Source organism: Pseudarthrobacter xylosi (genome assembly GCF_055412765.1).
On sequence record NZ_JBVAYT010000018.1, the window covers coordinates 1 to 20215 of the forward strand.

Below are 20215 nucleotides of genomic sequence, written 5' to 3' on the forward strand. Positions count from 1 at the left end.
GCGCCTCGATGACCTTCGGCCCGTACACCGGGGCCCGCGGCGGACGGGAACGCACCGGCCGCAACTCCAGCGCCTGCCGTAGCGCCCGGCGGGCATAATCACGGTTCCAGCCCGTCAGATCCACCAACTCATCCAGGATCCGCACCTTCCCGGCGCGATTCGCCCGCACGTATGCCCGTGCCTTGATCACCGTGACAGCCTGCCGCTGGCTCATCGTCAGTCCCATCCCTCAAGGATGTCCGCGGCCGGACCTTCCCGGACCTTTTCAGGTGAGGCAACGTATCCGTCGCCGCGGACCTTTCCTATGAGTCAACGCGATGGATTGACTTTTCTGGTCGCGAAGGTGGTATGGGCGCTCAATGACAAGTGCCCGCTGTGCACGCTCTTAACCACTTTCTCCCCGCGAATTCGAACGCCGGACATTAGCTCAACCGGAAGAATATGTCGGAAGACGTCCGCTCCCAACGGACTCACTGAGCTTCTCAGGACATTGGCTAACCCGAGAAACACCCCGTCTGAAGGAGTTCCATGGCCGACTTGGTTCCCGAGTACCTGACCTTCGATTACAGCTCCCGGTTCCGCGGGGTTCCCGGGGCGCACCACCTCCCGGAGGACTACCCGGTGTCTTGGACCGCCAGGGTTGTCGGGACCGTCTGGAATGAGGACGATAACGGCGGGGACAGCGCAGAAGGCACTGTCGGGGAAGCCCACCTGTACCTGGTTCCTGACGCGGGCATCATCGACCTGTTCCTCACCCTGGATGCCGTCAACCAGGAGGCGGCAAACGTCGGGGAGATGCTCAGCCTCAAACGTCCAGACCTGATCGAGGACATGGCACTGGGCGGGGACCTGCTGATCCTATGCTCTCTTTGGATCTGGCCGAAGTTCCGCGGGAACAATCTCGGCCACTCGGTCCTGAAAGCCATCCTGTGCACCATTGGCCGCTCAGCAACCATGGTCATTCTGCAGGCAGCACCTGTTCTCGCGGACGGCGCCCCAGGCGAGGGCACACCAGATTATAAGGCCGCCAAGGCTGCCCTGCAGCGCTACTGGGAAGGCTTCGGCTTTCAGCCGGCCGCCGGGCGACTACCTGGTCCTCGACGACATGGCGGACGTCCTTGAGTAGGCGGAGGACGCCTCTTGAGGGCATGGCCCGGACCATTGCTGCGGACGATGACCGGCCTGTAATCTCCACCCCCGCACGTTAGCCCCCATTCAGGATGGCCCTTGCGTGAGGCTACTTCCCGGGGGCTGCCGAACCTGCGATCATTCAAGCAGGCCTCCTGAAGGTGGGACCGAACAAACCGGGCCGGTTGTGTTCCGTCCCACACCGAGGTACCCCCGTGGAGGACCACATGCATCCCCTGACCCTGATCCTTATTGTCCTGGCCGCGGCGGTTCTGTGGATTGCAGTTACTGGGAGCCTGCTTGCCCATCTCGCTCACACAGAGCGCCGTGAGGGGCTGAGAGAACCCCGTAAGAGTAGGAGTGCCAACGGCCTAGGGCGGGGGCATGGGACCAGAACCACGAAGAGACTGAAAGTGCGGCGCGTTCGCCCGCCCCGGCGGGTAGCCCTGCACGGTCGAAGCAGATAACCGTTACTCGTGCCTGCCGTTCTCGTCCCCTTAGTGTGATGAACAGGGCCGGCGGTGAGTAGTGCGGACTGAGACCTTCGCGCTACCCCCAGCCATCGCCGGCCTCTCTACGCGGCCTCCTCCAGATGGACTTCGACGCTGTACTCCATTGCCGGATGTTTCGGGCAAATCGACGTGGCCCGTCTGATCAGCATCACCTATTTCATGCCTGTCGTGCTCCAAGTGCGCGCCGCAGCGGATGATGGAGACATGCAAAGGGTCATCGGTTGGCTGACGGCTGCAGTTATCTCATCTTGGGCAGTGCCTATCTCTCCCTCCAGCAGCTCGGCCGCCGCTCAGCGGATGCTGCACCGGCGGCTACCGCTGCGGTACAGGTCCAGCTGATTGGTTCGGAGCCACCGGGGGTGCCGCGACTGGAACAGAGTCCCGACAGCGGAGTCTTCATCATCGTCTACAGGGAGGACGACAAACCGACATCCGGGACGGTCACCCTCCACGGGTCGCTTCCCGTCCTTCCCGCCGGAGTGCTCCGGGCGGCAAGAACTTCCGGATCCGACGCCGTGACATGGCAGCCGGAGCCGGGCCTGCGGAGGGCTGTCGTCGAACGCCCGGCGGCGGGCAAAGTCGTCGTCGCCGGACAGTCACTGACACCCTTCGAGGACCGGGACCGGATGGTCATGCTGCTCCTGTCAGCCGGTCGGCTGGGCAGCATGGTTGTCCTTGTTGCCGGCTACGCCGCCCGGTGGTCATGGCGTTGCCGATGATGATGCCACCAATCGCCAACGCATAACGTGGAGTCAACTCAATCGCGCCCGTGGCGAAGATAATGCCGAGCGTCATCGCAACACCCAGACCCATGGATCCGCCGACGAGGCCAAAGCTCTTCCAACTCCATCCGACGCGCCGGGCAGCCGTCAGCGCAGCGACGGCAAACATGACCAGCAGTGCCGCGGCAACGAACCCAGGACTTGAGATGACACCACTGAGAATGAGACTGATGGCCGCCAGCTGAACGGTCCCCCTCAGGATCGCCAACGTCGGCGCCCACCGATGCGGCACTTTATAGGCGGTCAGCACTGCCGCGGTCAGGGCCACGAGGAGGACGACACCCAGTAATGTCGGCCCAAAGGCCTCGATCGTCTTCATCCGGTCAGCCTACCGAGGCCAGGCCTGTGTCCTGCCTAGAGAACCCTTCTCAGCGGATGCAGTCACATGGCCGTCCTGTGCAGCTTCCTCCCGCCGTCCACGTAAGTGCACGAGCTTAATAGTCGCGCCGTGCAGACTCTGTTTTTGTCCGGCCCTGGGTCGGACTGACCAATTTCGGCAGACAGGCCCTGTCCGGCCATGTGGCGGCAGTGCGCCGGCTGATCGACATGGTCAACTGACGGGGTGACCCCGACGTCAACTGCCTACGGCCTGCCTGGAACTGCTGCCGCCCAGTGGTCAGATAATGCATGTGAGCAAATCGTGGGCCGGCGCGAAGTAGAACACGAATGCCGCCACCCCGGCGGCCAGTGCTGGGCTTTGAAAGACGATGACGCCGTTTCAGCAAACAGGCTCAGCATGCCCGCTCATTGCAGCCCAAAAGGCTCCATCAGAAGCAGACGGCCCTTGATTTATGAAGGACCAACTTAGGTCCACGCCCTGCAACTCAGTTAGGGAACGTCTCGGATGCCATGCACCCAAGGGTGCACGCAAGTATTGCTTCCGCAAGAAACGAGTATCGCTTACTCGTGTTCCAAAGCTTCGTCTAGTCGTTGACTAGGGAGTTAAGGCTAAAGTGCAACTTTTCCACACAAAAGGCTCCCTCCCAGGCCTCGCCGGTACCAAGCCACCTTCCGAGAGGAACAGACATGGACGTTGTTGAGTTCCTTGCCGCCCGCGTCCGCGAAGATCAAGAAGAAGGCATGCGCGGATACTACAACGCATTGGTCCAGAGCGTGCGGATGTAAGCGTGCGAAGATTTCCCACTGGAACCAAGTCTGTGGTGCCGGCACGCCGGCCCGACGACCTCGTCGGCCGGACCGCAAACGACCATAACTGGCACAGCGGGAACCCGCTTGGACGGCCCAGCATCCTGACCGGGCAGGAAGTCCACGGCCCGGCCATGAAAGGAGTGCCCCTCGGTGAAGACATTCTTTCTCATGACCGTGGCCCGCCGTGGCCTGCACCCCCGGCAGTGCTACAGGCTGTTGCACCACTCGCCGGTTACGTTAGGTTTTGTTACCGTTTTCTGGGGTGCGGGCGCACTGTCCTTCAGCCTGCTCTCCGGGCCCGAACGGGCACTGCGTTCCCAGATGGCAGCTACTGCCCATTCAATCCCTGCCCACTGGTGGGCTCTGTTCACGTCGGCGTTCTGGGAGAGGAATCTGGCGGGATATGTTGTGGCAACCATTGTGGTGCTCGTCGTCGGCATCCCCCTGGAACGCCGGATGGGAAGCCTGAGATTTGGTGCGTCCGCCTTGGTTCTCCAAGTCTTGGGTATTGGATCGGCTGTCGGTTTTGTTGCCGTTGCCCGGGCTGTGATGGGGAGCTGGACCCGGGAAATGAGCGGACATCACTTCATGGGCCCCAGTGCGTTCATTGCCGGTGTCGGCATCGCCGCGACCTCGGCGATGCCGACCCTATGGCGGCGCCGGATCCGTGTGGTGGTCTTCGCGTTGTTGCTGCTGCTGGCTCTCTACAGCGGAGGTTTTGCCGATCTGGTCCGGCTTGCTGCTGCCTGTGCGGGCGCAATTCTGGGACCGATCATGCTCGGCCGGCGGACGTACCTTGGGCGTCCGGTCAGCTCCCGGCACGAAGGCCGTGTCCTGATCGGGCTTCTCGTAGCGGTCTCGGCGGTCGGGCCGGTGGTGGCGGGCCTTGTCCCGCATGCAGCCGGGCCATTGTCTGTCCTGCGATTCCTGTTCACCACTATCCAGCCCATGGATCCCGAGTCGCTCCAGAGCCTTTGCAGCGACCAGGGCCAGGTCAAGGAATGCGCGGCGGCCCAGCTGCAACTGCGTGCCGGGGCCGGGGGAATCTTCATGGCGATCCTTCCCTCGTTTCTGCTGCTGCTGCTCGCGGATGGTCTGAAGCGCGGACGGCGCTTCGCTTGGGCTACCTCGGTGCTGATTCAGCTCAGTCTGTCCGTGCTGGCCGTAATCACCATCAACGGAGTCCTCCAGCAACCGACGCCAAACACCCGCGCCGCCGGAGGGATCGGCGCCGCCGTGGGAAGAGGCGGGTACCCGCACCCGCTCACAGCACTGCTGCCACTGCTGCTGCCCGTCGTCCTGACCCTCGTGTTGCTGATGATCCGGAAACTCTTCCCGATCGCCGCCCCGGCGGGCACCTATCGGCGCCTCGGCATCGGTCTTGCTGCCACGGCGGTTGCTCTGGGCGTGGTGTACGTCGGCGTCGGGCTGGCCTTGGCTCAGGATTTCTCCCCCGTCCCGGGTCCGGCTGAGCTGCTCGCAGATGTTCCCGACAGGTTTCTTCCCCTGGCCCATACGATGGGTGTAGCCCCGGCACTCTCTCCCCAAAACCTGGCCGCGGTCCTGCTTTACGAGGGCATCGGGGTCGCCTTCTGGGCCGTTGCGGGTGTTCTGGTCATCCAGTCATTCCTGCGCCCGGATACAGTCCAGCACCGGGGCGCGGACCGCGCCCGTGCAATCCTCACAAAACACGGAGGCGGCTCCATGTCGTGGATGACGACGTGGACCGGCAACTCCTATTGGTTCTCCAACACCAGCGAGAGTTTCATCGCCTACCGGGTCATCTCAGGAGTCGCGCTGACACTCTGCGGCCCGGTCGGGCCCGAAAGCGGGAAGGGAACCGCGCTCTCTGACTTTGCCCGGCTTTGCCGCGAGCACGGATGGACCCCGTGCTTCTACTCCGTGGACCGGACACTGCGCGACCATGCGGTTTCGCTCGGATGGGGCTCAGTGCAGATAGCACAGGAGACAATGCTTTCCCTGGACTCAGTGTCATTCCAGGGAAAAAAGTTCCAGGACATCCGTACCGCGATGAACAACGCGGCAAAAGCGGGCATCCGCGCCGAATGGATAACTTACAGCACCGCTCCACTGCCCCTCCAAGCCCAGATCCTGGAGATTTCCGAAGAATGGGTCGCAGATAAGAAAATACCGGAAATGGGCTTCACTCTGGGGAGCCTGGACGAACTCAAGGACCCCGAAGTCCGGTGCCTAATCGCCATCGACGAGCTTCACATTGTCCACGCCCTCGCCTCATGGCTGCCTGTCTACCGGAACGGAAGCGTCATTGGCTGGACGCTGGACTTTATGCGTCGCCGCAGCAACGGCTTCCGCCCCGCCACCGAATTTCTCATAGCTTCCGCCGTGCTCAGCCTCAAAAAGGAAAGCTATGAATTCATCAGCCTCTCCGGGGCTCCTCTGGCGTGGGCGAGCCCCGACTCGGCCCGGCCAACAACAGCAGCGCCCCCGGGCGCGGGAGGCCTCGAACGATTTCTTAACTGGTTGGGCGCGACTCTCGAACCCATCTACGGTTTCAGGTCCCTTCTTGCTTTCAAAGCGAAATTCCATCCTCGCTATGAGCCGCTCTATATGCTCTACCCCGATGCGGCCGCCCTGCCCACCATCGGCAACGCCGTCACCCGCGCCTATCTCCCGGTCGTCAGCCTCGGAGAAAGCCTGGCACTGGCGCGCCGCATACTACTGGGCGGCGACAAGACTGCGGCCTCTCCCAGCGAAAGCACCCGGCCCTAAAGCTTATGGATTTCTCCGACATCAAAGCCCACCTCCGGAAGCTCCACGCGGAACTCAGCGGGAAATAGCCGCGCTCGCGACGTGCCGGTTCCGATAGGTACAGGGGGAGGCGATGCCGGCCGTTTCGGTGGCTGCGTAGACATCGAAGGGGGCGCTTCCCCGTGCCGTCTCCAGTTCCGAGGCGGTGTGCGGGCTGAGTACTTCGGAGGCGGACATCACGCCCTGCGGCGAGATCTGCAGGCGGCCGGCCCGCTGCTCGGCGGCCAGGGGGTTGAGTGCTGAGGCGTAGCCGACCAGGACCCTGGGCTGGAATCTGTTCAGCGCGGCGACCGTCTCGTCCATGGGGGCGATTACGTCCAGGCGGAGGGTGTGGACGAGCCGGGAGCGCAACGAGGCACCGACCACTGCCGACTGATGTGTGGGGACGCGGGTCCGGCGGAGATCCCGGCCCAGTCGGTGGCGCGGGCGTAGGAGGCCAGCATGGTGCCCATTCGGAACGGTTCCAGATGAAGGTTCCGCGCGGGCCGGTGGTGCCGGCTGTCGCTGCAAGCCCACCACCGGCCCTTCCAGGGCCCCCCGGGGTCTCCGCGGCTCTCTGTGAGGGATCGCAGAAGGTTTTCCAGATCCGCCAGCCTCAGGTCCGGGGTTGTGACGGCCTCGTCGAAGTGCGCCATCAGGTCCGCTTTCGTCACGGACGCAGCTGGTCCAGCGGGGCGTCGTGCAGGCCGGCGTGATGGCGCCGGTAAAACTCCGAGCCGGCGTATGCGGCGCGGCGCAGCTCCTGCAGCGCGTGTTCCTGATGTTTGGCGATGCGGGCGGCGTCCCAGTGGTCCCGCTTCCGCCACACGGCCCGGAGAAACAACACATGCGAGATGAGTCGGAAGTCCACGGGGGCCCGGAGGCAAACGGATCGATCTGGGCCCCCACTGCCAGCGGGCTCGTCGTCTCCACCAACAGCGAAGACACGTTCCGCCGCGCCGCCGCCTCCTAACCACGCGATGCCTGATCCGTTCACGGTCCTGTTCGGAGGCTCCATCGTTTCTACCGCCATCGCGCTCTGGATAGGCCTCTGGAGGCCGGACCACTGCGGAGGGCGTAGGTTCTTAGCCACCTCCCGGCTGGAGCAGCCACTGTCCTGGAAGGACCGGTGGCCGCCGGTCTTCGCAAGCCTAGGGACGCGCGGCAGCGCGCCCGTTACACAACCCGCGCGTCAACGGTGGAGCAGATCGAGACGACGAAGGCCAACACGCATAAGGGCGAGCACCGACCACAGCGGATCGCTGCCGAGGGTGACCAGGACGTTCCGCGGCACGCCGACAATCATGAGCCCGGCGCCGATGAACAGCGCCGGCATCATGGCGTTCGCTTGGCGCTGGAACATCTCCACGCTTTGCCGCAGCTTCCGGTGTGGCGAGTGATGGTGGTCGTTTGAGTTGCAGGCTGCTTCCAACCGTGGTGTCAGCGGGTTGGGGGTTCCCGGTGTCGGCTGTAGATCCAGCCGATGAGGTTCGCGATCATGAAACCGCCTGCGACGAAGGTTGTTTCCATAACGCCGAGCAGGCCGAAGTGGATGCCGAACGGCTCCGTAGGCAGGCCCACGAACGTCAGGCGGACGCCCGGACTGTTCGTGAGGGTTTCGCAGGAACGGGTCCCGTAAGCAGATCACCTGGATCCGGACGTTGATGCCGGCGGACTCCGGGACGCGCAGGCCGGTGCGGGTCAGCCGGGCCCGGCCAGCGGCGCCGGTCAGCCCGGCAGGCTTGCTCGAGGAACCGGACAAGGATATGACATCGCCGGAAGGACGATTTGTCCTGGATTCGTCTGCGGCTCCATTAAACTGGATCCGGTGTGAACAGAAGCTTTCGGAAAGATCTGCATGGCTCACGTCCGCACCGGCCGGGCCGCCTTCGTTTCACCTTCCCCCCTGCCCTTTCGCTTGGTGGCGCGCCCTTGGCCGGCTGCCGTTGCGGTAGAGCCGGCCGCTCCATTAGGACAGTGGAGCAGGAGCTGACCGCGTCGGCGGGGAGCTTACATCCGCGCGAATTTGGCCTTCACCATCAGGTAGAGCCCATAACAGATCAGACCCGCGCCGACGGCGGTCAGCATGTAAACCCCGTACGGCTGCTCGCGCAGCGCCTTCAATCCGCCATCCAGGCCAGTGGACTCCTGAGGGCAGGCGTTGGCGGTGGCGATGATGAACAGCAAGCCCACCAGAAACAGTGCGACGCCCTCGGCCACGTAGCCAACCACTCCCAGCCCGGTCACGACGGCCCGGCCGGTGCCCGAGGACGGCAGCCGCAGATCCTTCTTGAACGATCCTTTGACTCCGAGGACCACGAAGACAAGCCCGGCGACGGCGATCCCGGCCCCGATGACGATCAGCAGGACCGAGCCCCCGGGCGCCTTCATGATCGAAAGCGTGAAATCGCTCGTGGACTGTCCGCTGTTCTTGCTGTTTCCGCTTGCGGAGGCAGCGAACGTCAGCGCCATGACGGCGAACACCACAGCCTTGCCGGCTGCGGAAAGCTTCTTTCCCACCTTCTTCCTGGCCTCCAGCTGACCGTAATCGAACACGGCGTTGCTGCTTTGCCAGAGCGCCAGAGCCACGCAGGCGGCGAATCCGGCCCACAGCAGCAGCAGACCCTGCGGCTGGGCGGCGAGTTGGGCGACTGCACCGGCCTGATCCGCCTGTCCGGCCTTGCCTAGTGCCAACTGGATGGCGACGAACCCGATCAGCAGGTGCAACAGGCCGCTGACGGCAAAACCTGCCCTGGCGGCAATCACTAGAGCCCTGGAGTTCGATGCGTCCTCGACCGCGTTCGCGGCGTCCTTCAGCTCTCTCTTCATTTCCGATCCTTTGCGCAAGCGCAAACGCAAATATGGTGATGCGTAACGCCTATTTTCTCACCGAAGTACACCCACAGACAGGCCTGGTGGGAGGTATCGAAGACAGCATCCGCGGGGGCGGCCTGTCACAACCAGGCGAGGGTGAAAACTTGCGCAATGCTCCAAAGCGGTTCAATCCCAGTCCTCTCTAGTACCACCGGATGGTGATGTCCCTAAATCAGTCGCAAGAGCACACGCAGGGCGGCGGACGACGTGGGTCGGACTGACCAATCTCGGCAGACAGGCCCTACGCGGCCATGTGGCGGCAGTGCGCCGGCTGATCGACATGGTCAACTGATGGGGGTGGCCCCGACATCATCTGCCTACTGCCCGGCCTGGAAATGAGTCGCGGACGGCATAGCAAGCTTCGCTGGATCGATCACGCTGTGCCGGCCGATCCGTTTGCCTTTAGCGACAGCGGCGGCACGTGCGTGAGCTGCGCGTTCGATCGCGGAGGTTCATTCCGTTTGGCGACAGTGTTCCCACGGCGGACATTTGATCCGCGCCGGGATTCTGTGGGCTAGGGACTGGCCCACAGATGCGACTCGCACGCTGAACCGCTCCACGGGAGTCGGAACTGAATATCTCACTAGTCGTTGCCGGCGCCGGCTTGTACGGGGACTCTTTGGCCTCGACGTACGGTCTCAGCTCCAAGGATCTGGGACTGAGGAGTTTTGGCGGTAGCTGGCGGCGTTTGTGTTCGCTGCGTGTCGCTAGGTCCCGATAACCAGGATGCATGCTGCTGCTTCGACGACGTCATCGGTAATGGTTTCTAGTTGGTTGATTGAGGACGCGGGTGATCTGCGGGAATAGCCGCTCGAGGAGCCGGAAGTTGCCACAGGTGATCCGTTCTACTGCGCCTGGGCATCAGGAAGTCATCCGGGTCGAGGGTCCGGCTGAGGCGTTTCCAGTGTCGGTCCAGAACAAGGAGGACCTCGTCCCTGCCGAGGGCGCGGTGTCGATGGTCGCGTTACTTGAAGCTCCTAATTGCAGATTTCGGATGCACCGAACCCGGCCATGAACAGTCCGAATCCCGAGCCATCAAATGCGCCCCCGCTGGCAAATATCGCCACTCCATACGCGAATGCGGAAAAGGCAATTCCTCCCGTCGCTCACGGCCCAGGCTCATACCCGATAAGCCAGTGAAGTCCGTGACGATCGATGACCTGACCATCAGAAGCACCCCAGGGCTTCGGGGCAAGGGGATCGACTACTCGGCCGTTAATTGTGAGTTTGTCGAACCACTCGTGGAGAACGTCCGGTTCCGCTGTCCCCAGCAACGAGAGCATGATGCCTTCGAGCCGAACGCTCTTTTCGCCTGCCGCCGCATCCGATCCGGCCAAAGCGACTGCGCCGTTGAGTACTCCGTGAGCTATGGCGCCTGGCGGGCCGTCGCTGCGGTTAAAGTCCTCGTAGGTGTGCAAGGAAAGTTCTCCGCCGAAAACGTCCGCGTAGAAGCCGAGCGCTTCACGCGCCGTTCCGGGGAAATTGACATAGATCCGCGGTGCTGTCATGTGCTCATCATACGAAATCGGATGTCGGACAGTAATTAGCTGATGCTGAACCCGGCGCGGGGCGATGGACCCATCAGTGGTGTCCCGGTTCCAAGGATGTGGGATATGTTGCGCCTACTCCTATCGGCCTACGACCGAGTGGGTCCGGAAAGTGGGCTCTTAGAGCAATCATTCCATGGCCTCGGTCCTGGAAATTGAAAAAACGTCTGGGACAGGGAAGGTTTTGCACGCCAAGAGACCAGTTAGCGAGCATCCGATCTACTGGGCTGGTGCCCAGCCGGGCTATACATGAGGCGGCGCATCTGAGGGTAAACACGGAGCGTGCCTGACGACTCAGGGATTCTGTAGCGGTCATGTCCACCAACATTGGATATACCGACTCTTGCGCAATGGTGTTTACGGCCGCCATTGCGGCTTTGGCGTCGGCTGCCTCAATTCGGACTCTGGGCTTCCAGAGCAGACGAATCACTTCATTTTCCTCAAGCGCCACCGTGCCTTTGTCACCCTGAACGATGATCGGTTCCACTGAGTCTTCCCCCAACGTCTGTATGTCAACGATCCTAATCTCTCTTAAGTGGCCGTCGCCCGATGACGAGGACCAGAAACCTTTAGACATGTCGGGCATGTCCAGTTGGGGCAGCCCAAACGGGACTCTGCTGCTTACCGAATGCTGTGTCAGGCCGGGGTGGTTTGCGTCGGTTCTTGACACATGTTGCCTGTCACTTTTCGAAGTCGTCTGAACGGTACGTCCAGAGCGGGCTGCACCGGTCGCGGCCTTAGTTGGTTCCGTTTGTGCTACCTCTCCCCGGGTAGCTGTTGCCCGTCGGGCAACGTCTGAGCGGGATCCGCCCCTCATGTTCGCGGTCATTAGGATATTGCGACTGGGCCGGCGACAGGGCTTTGGCCAGTGTTGGCGGTGAGGTCGGTCTGGGTGGCGCGGGCGTACAGGGCGGGTCGGGCGCCGAGGGTGCCCGTCGTGGCGGACCAGGCCCCGGTGGAGGGGTTGACGGCCGGTGTCAGGGTCGCGACGGTGTTTCCGGCCAGGCAGGGGAAGGCGTTCACGGTACACAGCACCACGGTCACCGTGGCGCTGTCTCCGGGCCCGAAGCCGGCTACGCCGTTGACGGTCGCCGTCTGAGTGGGGCCCGGGGCGAGGTTGTTGATGGCCACGGCCGGGGCGGTGGCGTCGGTGTAGGTCACGGTGCTGTCGGTCGTGGTGGAGATCGTGTTGAGGTTGCCCGCTGCGTCCTGCGCCGCGGCTGCCGCGACCTTGGGGATCACGGTGCCGGTCTTGGTCATCCCGCTGACAGCGACGTTGAACGTCGTGCCGGAGCCGGTGACCGTCGCCGTGGTGGCCGACGCAGTGCCGGTGAACGCTATCCCGGCGCCGGTCAGCCCGTTGACGTTCTCGCTGAAGACCACAGTGAAGTTGACCGTCGCCGCGGTGGTCGGGTCGGCCTGCCCGGCCGCCTGGTTGATGATCACGGTCGGCGCCGTGGTGTCGATTATCACGACGGTCCCGGACGAGGAGGGTCCGACGTTGCCTGCGGTATCGGTTGCCGTGGCGGCGATGGTGTGGCTTCCTGCGGCAAGTGAGCCGGTCGTGGCGGTGTACGCGCCGCCGGTCGCCGTGACGGCGGCCCCGGTTGCCGTGACCCCGTCGAACAGAGCGACGGTGATCCCGGCCTCGGCGGTACCGGTCAGCGCCGGTGTTGCCGTCTTGGTGATGCCATCGGTGGAAGAAATACCGGTGTCGCTGGCCGCGGTCAGTGCTGGCACCGACGGGGCCGAGGGTGCGGTGGTGTCGATGGTGATCGTGGTGCCCCCCGAGGCAGGTCCGACGTTGCCCGCGATATCCGTAGCCGTGGCGGTCAGTGTGTGGCTGCCGCCGGACAGGGTGGTCGAGGTGATCGAGTAGCTCGTCGCGGTGGTGGTTTTCGTCCCGATCTGGGTGGCCCCGTCGTACAGGATCACGATGGCCTTGGACTCGTTCGTGCCCGTGAGGACGGGCGTGACTGTCTTGGTGATGCGGTCGCTGCTGGACTTGCCGGTGTCGCTGGCCGCACTCAGCGTTGGTGCGGGGGGAGCCGCAGGGGCGATCGTGTCGATCGTGACAATCTTCGCCGTGGAGGCGACGGAGACGTTTCCGGCGGTATCCGTGGCCTTGGCCGTGATCGTGTGGGCTGCGTTGGACAGGGCGGCCGAAGTGATCGAGTAGGACGTCGTCGCGGTGGCGATGCTCCCGACCGCTGTTGCCCCGTCGTACAGGGTGACGGTCGTTCCGGCGGTGGCCGTGCCCGTGAAGGTGGGTGCGGCGACCTTCGTGATCCCGTCAGTGGCCAACCGGCCGGTGTCGTTGGCCGCGTTCAGCGCCGGCTTTCCCGGCGCGCCTGGGGCCGTAATGTCAATGGTGATGCTGGTGCTGCCAGAGGCCGGCCCGGCGTTGCCGGCGGGATCGGTGGCCGTGACGGTCATCGCCTTCGTGCCGGTGGTCATGGCGGAGGAGGTGACGCTGTAGGTGCCGCCCGCGGCGACCGCTGTCCCGACCGCCGTCGCCCCGTTGTACAGCGTGATCGTTGCCCCGGTTTCGGCCGTGCCGGTGAACACGGGTGCGGTGACCTTGGTGATCCTGTCGGTGGACGATGATCCGCTGTCGCTGGCTGCCGTCAGGGCGGGTGCGGACGGGGCGGCGGGTGCGGACGTGTCGATGGTGATGCTGGTGCCGGCCGAGGCGGCTCCGGTGTTGCCGGCGATATCGGTGGCCTTGGCGGTCATCGTCTTCGTGCCGGCGGCCAGGGTGGACGAGGTGAGGGTGTACGCGCCGCCGGTGGCGACCGCGGTGCCGACGGGCGTCGCCCCGTCGTACAGTGTGACGGTTGACCCTGTTTCGGCTGTGCCGGTGAACGTGGGCGTGGTGACCTTGGTGATCCCGTCGGCGGAGGATGTTCCGCTGTCGCTGGCCGCAGCCAGAACGGGCGCGGACGGCGCGACAGGTGCCACCCGGTCGATCCGCACGAACACCGACCCCGTCTCACTAACGCGGAGGGTGATGTCCGTTGCGTAGTAAGTGACCGTGTGGATGGCGTCCCCGGCAACGGACACGGCGGCGGTGGCGGACAGGACGGTGACGGGAGACCCGGAGTCGATCGTGTACGTGATCGACAGAATTCCCGCGCCCCCTGAGGCCGACAGGTTGACAACGACGGGACTGGAATTGTTGTAGCCGTTACCGTTCGGGGTGGGGGAAATCGAGGTCACCGTCACGCTCGGCAGGCTGGAGTCGTTCACCACCGTCACGTTGTTGCTGGACGGGCTCACCGCGGTCCAGCTGCCGAAAAGGGCCGTGACACTGTAGTGGTAGCCGCCGTCGGTGACGCCCAGATCGTTACAGCTCAGCGCCGCCGTCGGCGATGAAAGAGACGTGCCGCAGGCCGGGAAGGGCGCACCGTCGCTGTTGCGTACCCGGGTCACGAAGTAACCGGTGGCGGGTTGGCCGGTCCCGAGCTGCGCACCACTCCAGCCCACCGCAACCGTGGAGCTGTTCAGCGGGGCAGACGCCGTGGTACTGGTGGGCGCGTTCAGGCGTCCCGTCCCTGCAACCGCGCCGCCGGTACCGCCGCTGCCCCAGAACGCCCATGCCGCCGTGCCGATGAACAGCGCCGCGGCCACACCGAGCAGCACCATGCACAGACGTCGCTTCATCGGCCCGCCCTGTGTGGTTCGAACGGTCCTGGTATCTGCGGGAATCGCTGGGAAGAACACGGACGTCCGTTTTCCTTGGTGCACCTGGTCGTGGATGTCGCCGGTCACGCCGGTGCAGCGGGGCAGGATCCCCCGCTACACCGAACAAGGGCCCTAGCTGCCGGTGTAGCTGAGCGTCACGGCCGCGTTCTTGCACGCGTCTTGGTTCGTGCCCTTGTTGTTGAACTGGATCGTCAGGCCGGTCCAGGCGCCCACGCCCGGGCCGGCAGGGATCTCGGCACCCACCGGGGCCGTGCCGGCGATGGTGTAGTCGGTGGCGGTGCATCCGGTTTTGTCGGTGCCGGTGACGACGGCGGTCACCGCGGTCACGTAGACGGGTCCCGTGTTGGGGTTGTCAAAGTTCCCGCTCAACGACTGGGAGGGCAGGCCAGGCGCGAGGCCGGAGACGGTGCTGGTCTGATTGACGACCACACTGGCGTTCGTGCCGGTCGTCGCCGTACCCGGTCCGGAGCCGACGTTGCTCCAGTACGCGAAGGCCGCACCGCCGATGACCAGGAGGGTAGCCGTAAGTGCCGCCGTCGTCTTCTTGCTGAGCTTATGAAAAAACTTTTTCTTTGCCACGATGTACCCCGTTAGGTTGAGACCTGGTCCCGGGGGCAGAGGAGAACGAACAGACCGCCTCCCGTCACCAGATGAGTGGGAGGCAATTTTGTGTCGCAGATCCGCGCTTCTTGCCCCGCACCCAAGAAATTGGGGGACGTACCGTGAAACATACCACATCCAGTTACAAAGTTAACCGAAATTGTCAAGTACCCTTACTAACCATTGAAATGCGCGTGTGCGGCCAGTTTCGTGTGGTGTTTCTCCAGGGCTGATTCGTAGTCGGCCTCACGACGGCTAACGCGGCGGTACTGGAAGAACCAGGCGGCGGTGATGACACGCCACCCCAGTAGGAACTGACAAGCCCACACCGACTTCACCACGCTCCAGTCGAGCTGCGGACGCGACTGAATGAACGGCCGGGATCCCAACGGTCAGCCATATCCGCCCGTTTTTAGGCGATTACTACGGCGACAGCGAAAGGACGATGAGGGCGACCCAGAGGAGCTTCAGGAAGACACCGAGCAGGCCCATGGCCTGCTGCCCCCAGTCCCGCAGCGTCAGCCGATTGATCCCCAGCTCCAGCAGGTCCTCCACGGTGCGGACCTGCCCTTTCATCCGCTGGCCCCAGAACGCCTTGACCGTCTTCATCGAGTCCGTGTAAGCGCGAACGTCCGGCGACACCAGGCATGAGGCCTCTTCGGTGAATGGGCAGGCCCCCAGCGGGCCCGCGCAGATCCATCCTCCGGGGCCAGCAACAGATTTGGCCCTTGAAGGGCTTCAGGATTCACGCAATTCCTGCACCGAACCATGTCGCGAGCCGGGCGGGAACAATATAGGGCATCGAGAAAAAACAGGTACTACCCACGATGTTGGCTCGGGTCCGATTTCCCTACACTGAGTGAACGCCGGCGGCGTGGGGGCCCAATCGGGACCCCGCCCAGCCGGCGCCGGCATCCTGACCATCCTCCAGGCTTCAGCTGCCGCCCATAAGTGCGGCTCGCCTCTTGGATCGTGTGCCGGAAGTCCTACTCACGTCGCGTGCGCCGACACGTTCTCCATTGCCGCTTCACCGATCCCTATGGTGGCGTACCGGCCGACTGGGCAGGCCGTCCCAGATGCTGGCGTGAGCGCCGATCTGGGCTACCTGCTTTATGGCTTGGTGATACTCATCTTTGCGCTGGTCATGGACCGCAGGTGTCTCGTGGGTTGACCTCAGTGGCTCTGGCTCGATGTTCTACGCTCGACCGCTCGTACGAATTCAAGAACTTCTGTACTCAACGCTGATCTGAAGGACCATGCGTCCGATACCTGACGTGCGGCAGAATCACAAAGTTCCCGGGCGTTTGCGGACTGGCCCGAATTAGCAAACTTGTCGGCTTGCTGAAGCAAACTCACTACGGACTGAAGTGATAAATCAGACGCGCCGGTGGCGCGCTCATCTTTCGCGAGGCGCAATTCCTCGTTCAAAGAGGCTAGTAGATTTTCGATCTGCACGGTCATCGCTCCACTCTAGTTAGACCAAGTCTCCACAAAGCTCCTGTCACCGTGGAAGCGTGACTGACCACCGCCGGTGTTTACGGGGATCGGCCCGCGAGCGAAGCCAGGCCGCCGGCGCAGAATATAACTCCCACGAAACCGCCGATCCCGTCACTTACCGGACCGGTGGTGAGAAAGACGCCGAGGTAGAGGCCGGCTACTCCGCGGCCGAGACGCCACGCGCGGTTCGCCTTCATGTCCGACTCGTATCAGTAGGTTTCGTAGCGGACCAGGCGCACCGGACGGTGCAGCCACTTTGAGAGTCGGATGGAAGACGTCGCACGAACGGCGACGAACTGATCTGCGGTTTCGGGCATAGATCGATAGTTGCACATTCAGGGGAACCGCGACCGCGCGGAGGCGACCTTGGGCTCGGCATCCCTCCCGCTCGGCGTTGTCCTTCTTACGCTGGGTTTGGCCATGGCGATTTTGGGGAACCCCGTGTGGATCGCCTTCCTCACGATTGGCCGCCGGGTCCGGTGCCATAGGTGTTTTGCACCACGCTGGTGAGGCCCAGCGCTGGTATCGCAGAAAGTTGTCGGTCAAGAAGACCTCACGCCGCCCGGCAATGGGCCATTTTCAGGTTGTGTGGCATCAAGGAACCGCGAGTCCTCACCCACGTGAGCCGTCCCCACACCGCGTCCCATCTCGCGAATGAAATCCAGGTCCTCCCCGGAAAGCATCATCTGCCCATGCCCGTCACACTCAATGTTTCCGGCCGCATTGTTTCTGATCTGGGCGGTGACCGTGCGCGGCACGATCACGCATCCCGGATTATCCATGAGCCACTTACGCGTCTCGGAATCAAGCCTGTCCCACTCGTCTTTGAGTGTCATCTCGTTCGTGCCGCCCTTCCCCATGTCCCGCGGAACCCGAGACCGGGGTGCGGGGATTCCCGCCCACAGTACGCCTCATGGCAGGAGAAGAAAAGTGTCAGTTTTGCTGACCCCGGCAGGAGGCTATTCGGGAGCTGAACCCTCTTCTTCCGTCGTTTTGTGTCTGGCTTCCTGCTGGTGCTGTTCCAGCTTGTTCTCGGCGTCTCTGCGGCGTTGGCCTACCGTGCGGATTGGCCCGGTGGACGGCGTGGCCGGACCGGTACCGGGTTTGGTATCCGCTGTCTTTTCCGTTCCGCCGCTACCGGCGCCGGGCGCAAGCGCTTCTTTGCGTTCACTCATAAACGGATCCTCGCACAATCCCATGGCCCCGCCAAGGGTAGTAGACCCTTCTAAGGCCATGACCACGGGCTAGTACCTGCCATGCGTGGCAACGTCTGTTCCCGCCGTGATCCTGTGAATTGCCGCCAGCCACCCAGGGGGACGCAATCTGAAAATCTCCAGCCGGGCCAGAATCCCAGGAGATATGGCCACCCCACCGTGCCACGCGAACCTGAACCGTTGCCCCCGTTACCCGAGCCGGACCCGGTTCCCGGCGTCGCCGGTTCCGGGTCGTTGACGGTCTTCCTTCAGGGCCGGCCCCGAATCGCTGCCGTCCTGAAGCGAGCCGATCAGAGCATGACGTGGCGGCACGGATGGAGCCGGCCACGGTCCCGACAGGCAACAGGCGCCAGGCCGGGACATCCACCCCGTGCCTACAGAAAAACAAGGAGTCACCCCATGATCACCACGGAAGACATCGACGATCTGCGTGCCACAGGCACAAACGTCTTCTCTATCGACGGGAACAAGATCGGCTCCCCTTAGGCCAGATCCACCTGGACGAAGACACCAAACGTCCCAGCCGGATGACCGTCAGGACAGCACTGTTCGGAACCTCAGAGTCCTTTGTCCGATGGAGGCGCACTGACCGAGGGACAGGAGATCCGCGTGCCCTGCACCAAAGACGGGGTCAACGAAGCTCTGACGGTCAGCTCACCGGTCGACCGCGTCATTGCCCTGAGAGTTGCGGTGGTCTCCTCAGCGGGAATCTTCGATGTCTTCGGCCGCTTCGGCGGTGGCCTCCGGATCGTCTTCCGGCTCGAAGGTGTTCGGCTCCGTGCCCGCACCGAGCCCCACTCCATCCGGTGAGCCGGGAATGGTGCCGTCCCGGCCGAGGCCAGCAGGGCCCGTCCGCTTCCGGTCACTGGTGGAATCGTCGTCGCGGGGGTCTTTCCCTGCCTCATTCTCGCTCATCGTCGTCTCCAGGATCCGCCTGCGGGTGGATCCTCACGGTAGCATTCCCGGGGCGGAATAGTAAGCGTACTTCCGGTCCTAGTTCACCGCAGGATCCAGAGCAGCCCGGTAGTCGGTGGCAGGGGTCGCAGGACAAGTTCCTAGCGGATGAAAGTCTTGAAGTGCACGGAGCAAAGAGCGGCACCCAAGGGCGCCGCACGGTGCGGACTCTGGATAGGGCGCTGACGCCTACCTGAGCAAACCCTTCAAGCCCGCCCGCCTGCCGGAACTTGCACGCAGGCCGTGCTCCGCGGAGGCAAGGCAGCCCGTGGATTCGTGTCCCCTCAGTTCGGAGGCACCGGGCTCCCGGTCGCGGCCGTCAGAACTGGTGGGTGGGATCCTCTGTTGGTGGTCCTGGCTCCGGTACGGGACCCGGGTCCGGCGGCCCGGGGGATGTCGGGTCCGGAGAATCAGGAACCGGCGCCGGAGGCGAAGTCGGATCCGGGGATCCCGGAGCAGGAAAAGGATCCGACGGGAACGGCGCTGGTTCGCGTTGCGGCGGAATGGTCATGATGTTCCCCTTCAACTTCTGGCCTTCTGCGGGTAGTGACTTTAGGCTACGTCTTAGCTCCACGGAAGAACAGGGCACGCGTTGACTCGTAAAAAACCTCCGCGAAGGGGCATACGTTGCCTCATCAATAATCCTCCGGCTGGGTTGGCGGTTGCCGGGTGGGTGGATGGGGGGCTACGCCGGGTGAATGGGATTGACGATGGCTGAGCGCAAGGCCGTGACGAAGCATCTGGCACGGTCCTATCGGGCCGGTGACAGGCTTCGCAAGGGAAGAATCCTGGACGAGGTCGTTGAGCTGACCGGCTGATGCCCGGGCTGTGCTGCGGCATGCGCTGGATCCTCCCGGGCCCAAGCTCGTGAGGCGGGGCCGGGCACCGGTATACGGGCCGGATCTGCAGCCGGCCCTGGTGCTCTGCTGGGCCGTGCTGCGTGCCCCTGCCGGTAAGTTACTGGCAGCGGGGATGCCCGAACTCATCCCGATGCTGCGCAAGGAGAAGGCCCTGGAGCTCACGGACGCCCAAGCGGTCCTGCTGGCGCGGATGAGCGCGGCGACGATCGACAGGCGCCTGGCCGGGGAACGAGCCAAGCTCCTGCCACGCGGACGGTCTCACACCAAGCCCGGATCGCTGCTCAAGTCCCAGATCCCGATCCGCACCTGGGCGCAGTGGGATGACGCGGTGCCCGGCTTTGTGGAGATCGACCTGGTCGGCCACGAGGGGTCCAACAATTCCGGGCAGTTCTGCTTCACGCTCACGGTCACGGACATCGCCACTGGCTGGACGGTGAACAGGTCCGTGCCCAACAAGGCACAAAAGCATGTCATCGCCGCCCTGCAGCATGTCATCTCCGTCTTCCCGTTCCCGATCATCGGCATTGATTCGGATTATGCCGACCTTCGCGTTATGCCGACCTTTTCGCGTGGCTCCTGCTCAGCGGGCTGTTTGGACCGGATTTGTCGGCATAATCACAGGGC

18 protein-coding genes and 3 pseudogenes are annotated in these 20215 nt (G+C 63.6%); 4 read left to right on the plus strand and 17 right to left on the minus strand.

From position 1 onward, the window contains the following. Positions 1-226 (minus strand): annotated as a pseudogene (locus ACZY1F_RS20970) (integrase); the annotation flags it as partial. A gap of 302 nt (positions 227-528) precedes the next feature. On the opposite strand from ACZY1F_RS20970, the gene ACZY1F_RS20975 reads away from it, so the two are divergent. Next, positions 529-1122, plus strand: coding sequence for a hypothetical protein (locus ACZY1F_RS20975; RefSeq protein WP_463944355.1), 594 nt, complete (start codon positions 529-531; stop codon positions 1120-1122). A gap of 1148 nt (positions 1123-2270) precedes the next feature. Here the strand turns inward: ACZY1F_RS20975 and ACZY1F_RS20980 are convergent. Further along, the gene (locus ACZY1F_RS20980) at positions 2271-2741 is read right to left on the minus strand and encodes an ABC transporter permease (RefSeq protein ID WP_463944356.1); all 471 of its coding nucleotides are present in this window, start codon (positions 2739-2741) and stop codon (positions 2271-2273) included. 980 nt (positions 2742-3721) lie between these two features. On the opposite strand from ACZY1F_RS20980, the gene ACZY1F_RS20985 reads away from it, so the two are divergent. Then, positions 3722-6322, plus strand: coding sequence for a bifunctional lysylphosphatidylglycerol flippase/synthetase MprF (locus tag ACZY1F_RS20985; protein ID WP_463944357.1), 2601 nt, complete (start codon positions 3722-3724; stop codon positions 6320-6322). A gap of 54 nt (positions 6323-6376) precedes the next feature. Here ACZY1F_RS20985 and ACZY1F_RS20990 read toward each other — a convergent pair whose 3' ends face one another. Further along, complete coding sequence (locus tag ACZY1F_RS20990) at positions 6377-6664, minus strand: hypothetical protein (protein WP_463944358.1); 288 nt, start codon at positions 6662-6664, stop codon at positions 6377-6379. A gap of 346 nt (positions 6665-7010) precedes the next feature. Next, positions 7011-7187: a hypothetical protein gene (locus ACZY1F_RS20995; protein WP_463944359.1), complete on the minus strand. Its 177-nt coding sequence runs from the start codon at positions 7185-7187 to the stop codon at positions 7011-7013. On the opposite strand from ACZY1F_RS20995, the gene ACZY1F_RS21000 reads away from it, so the two are divergent. Next, on the plus strand, positions 7188-7313 hold the full coding sequence (locus ACZY1F_RS21000; protein ID WP_463944360.1) for a hypothetical protein: 126 nt from the start codon (positions 7188-7190) through the stop codon (positions 7311-7313). It begins immediately after the preceding gene. A 219-nt stretch (positions 7314-7532) separates the two neighbouring features. Here ACZY1F_RS21000 and ACZY1F_RS21005 read toward each other — a convergent pair whose 3' ends face one another. The 13 genes and pseudogenes from ACZY1F_RS21005 to ACZY1F_RS21065 all read right to left on the minus strand — a co-directional run bounded on the left by ACZY1F_RS21005 (position 7533) and on the right by ACZY1F_RS21065 (position 18692). Further along, positions 7533-7703 (minus strand): hypothetical protein, encoded by a 171-nt coding sequence (locus ACZY1F_RS21005; RefSeq protein ID WP_463944361.1) that lies wholly within the window; start codon positions 7701-7703, stop codon positions 7533-7535. A gap of 77 nt (positions 7704-7780) precedes the next feature. Continuing rightward, entirely contained in the window at positions 7781-7921 is a 141-nt protein-coding gene (locus ACZY1F_RS21010; RefSeq protein WP_463944362.1) for a hypothetical protein, read from the minus strand. Between the two features lie 429 nt (positions 7922-8350). Further along, a complete protein-coding gene (locus ACZY1F_RS21015) occupies positions 8351-9169 on the minus strand; it encodes a DUF1206 domain-containing protein (protein WP_463944363.1) in 819 nt (272 codons plus the stop codon). A 752-nt stretch (positions 9170-9921) separates the two neighbouring features. Next, positions 9922-10172, minus strand: a pseudogene (locus ACZY1F_RS21020) (AAA family ATPase); the annotation flags it as partial. Between the two features lie 148 nt (positions 10173-10320). Then, on the minus strand, positions 10321-10722 hold the full coding sequence (locus tag ACZY1F_RS21025; RefSeq protein ID WP_463944364.1) for a VOC family protein: 402 nt from the start codon (positions 10720-10722) through the stop codon (positions 10321-10323). A 73-nt stretch (positions 10723-10795) separates the two neighbouring features. Continuing rightward, positions 10796-11590 (minus strand): DUF7793 family protein, encoded by a 795-nt coding sequence (locus tag ACZY1F_RS21030; protein ID WP_463944365.1) that lies wholly within the window; start codon positions 11588-11590, stop codon positions 10796-10798. Next, entirely contained in the window at positions 11590-14424 is a 2835-nt protein-coding gene (locus ACZY1F_RS21035) for a beta strand repeat-containing protein (protein WP_463944366.1), read from the minus strand. The genes ACZY1F_RS21030 and ACZY1F_RS21035 overlap by 1 nt, the downstream gene beginning before the upstream one ends. A gap of 153 nt (positions 14425-14577) precedes the next feature. Beyond that, a complete protein-coding gene (locus ACZY1F_RS21040; RefSeq protein WP_463944367.1) occupies positions 14578-15045 on the minus strand; it encodes a hypothetical protein in 468 nt (155 codons plus the stop codon). A gap of 444 nt (positions 15046-15489) precedes the next feature. Next, a complete protein-coding gene (locus ACZY1F_RS21045) occupies positions 15490-15675 on the minus strand; it encodes a hypothetical protein (RefSeq protein WP_463944368.1) in 186 nt (61 codons plus the stop codon). Positions 15676-16239: 564 nt separating this feature from the next. Then, positions 16240-16527, minus strand: a complete 288-nt coding sequence (locus tag ACZY1F_RS21050; RefSeq protein WP_463944369.1) for a hypothetical protein — start codon at positions 16525-16527, stop codon at positions 16240-16242. A gap of 578 nt (positions 16528-17105) precedes the next feature. Then, positions 17106-17399 carry a hypothetical protein gene (locus ACZY1F_RS21055; protein ID WP_463944370.1) on the minus strand — a complete coding sequence of 98 codons (294 nt, stop codon included), beginning with the start codon at positions 17397-17399 and terminating at the stop codon, positions 17106-17108. Between the two features lie 123 nt (positions 17400-17522). After that, positions 17523-17738 carry a hypothetical protein gene (locus tag ACZY1F_RS21060; RefSeq protein WP_463944371.1) on the minus strand — a complete coding sequence of 72 codons (216 nt, stop codon included), beginning with the start codon at positions 17736-17738 and terminating at the stop codon, positions 17523-17525. 738 nt (positions 17739-18476) lie between these two features. Further along, positions 18477-18692 carry a hypothetical protein gene (locus ACZY1F_RS21065; protein WP_463944372.1) on the minus strand — a complete coding sequence of 72 codons (216 nt, stop codon included), beginning with the start codon at positions 18690-18692 and terminating at the stop codon, positions 18477-18479. A gap of 1011 nt (positions 18693-19703) precedes the next feature. Here ACZY1F_RS21065 and ACZY1F_RS21070 point away from each other — a divergent pair. Beyond that, positions 19704-20215: pseudogene (locus tag ACZY1F_RS21070) on the plus strand (hypothetical protein); the annotation flags it as partial.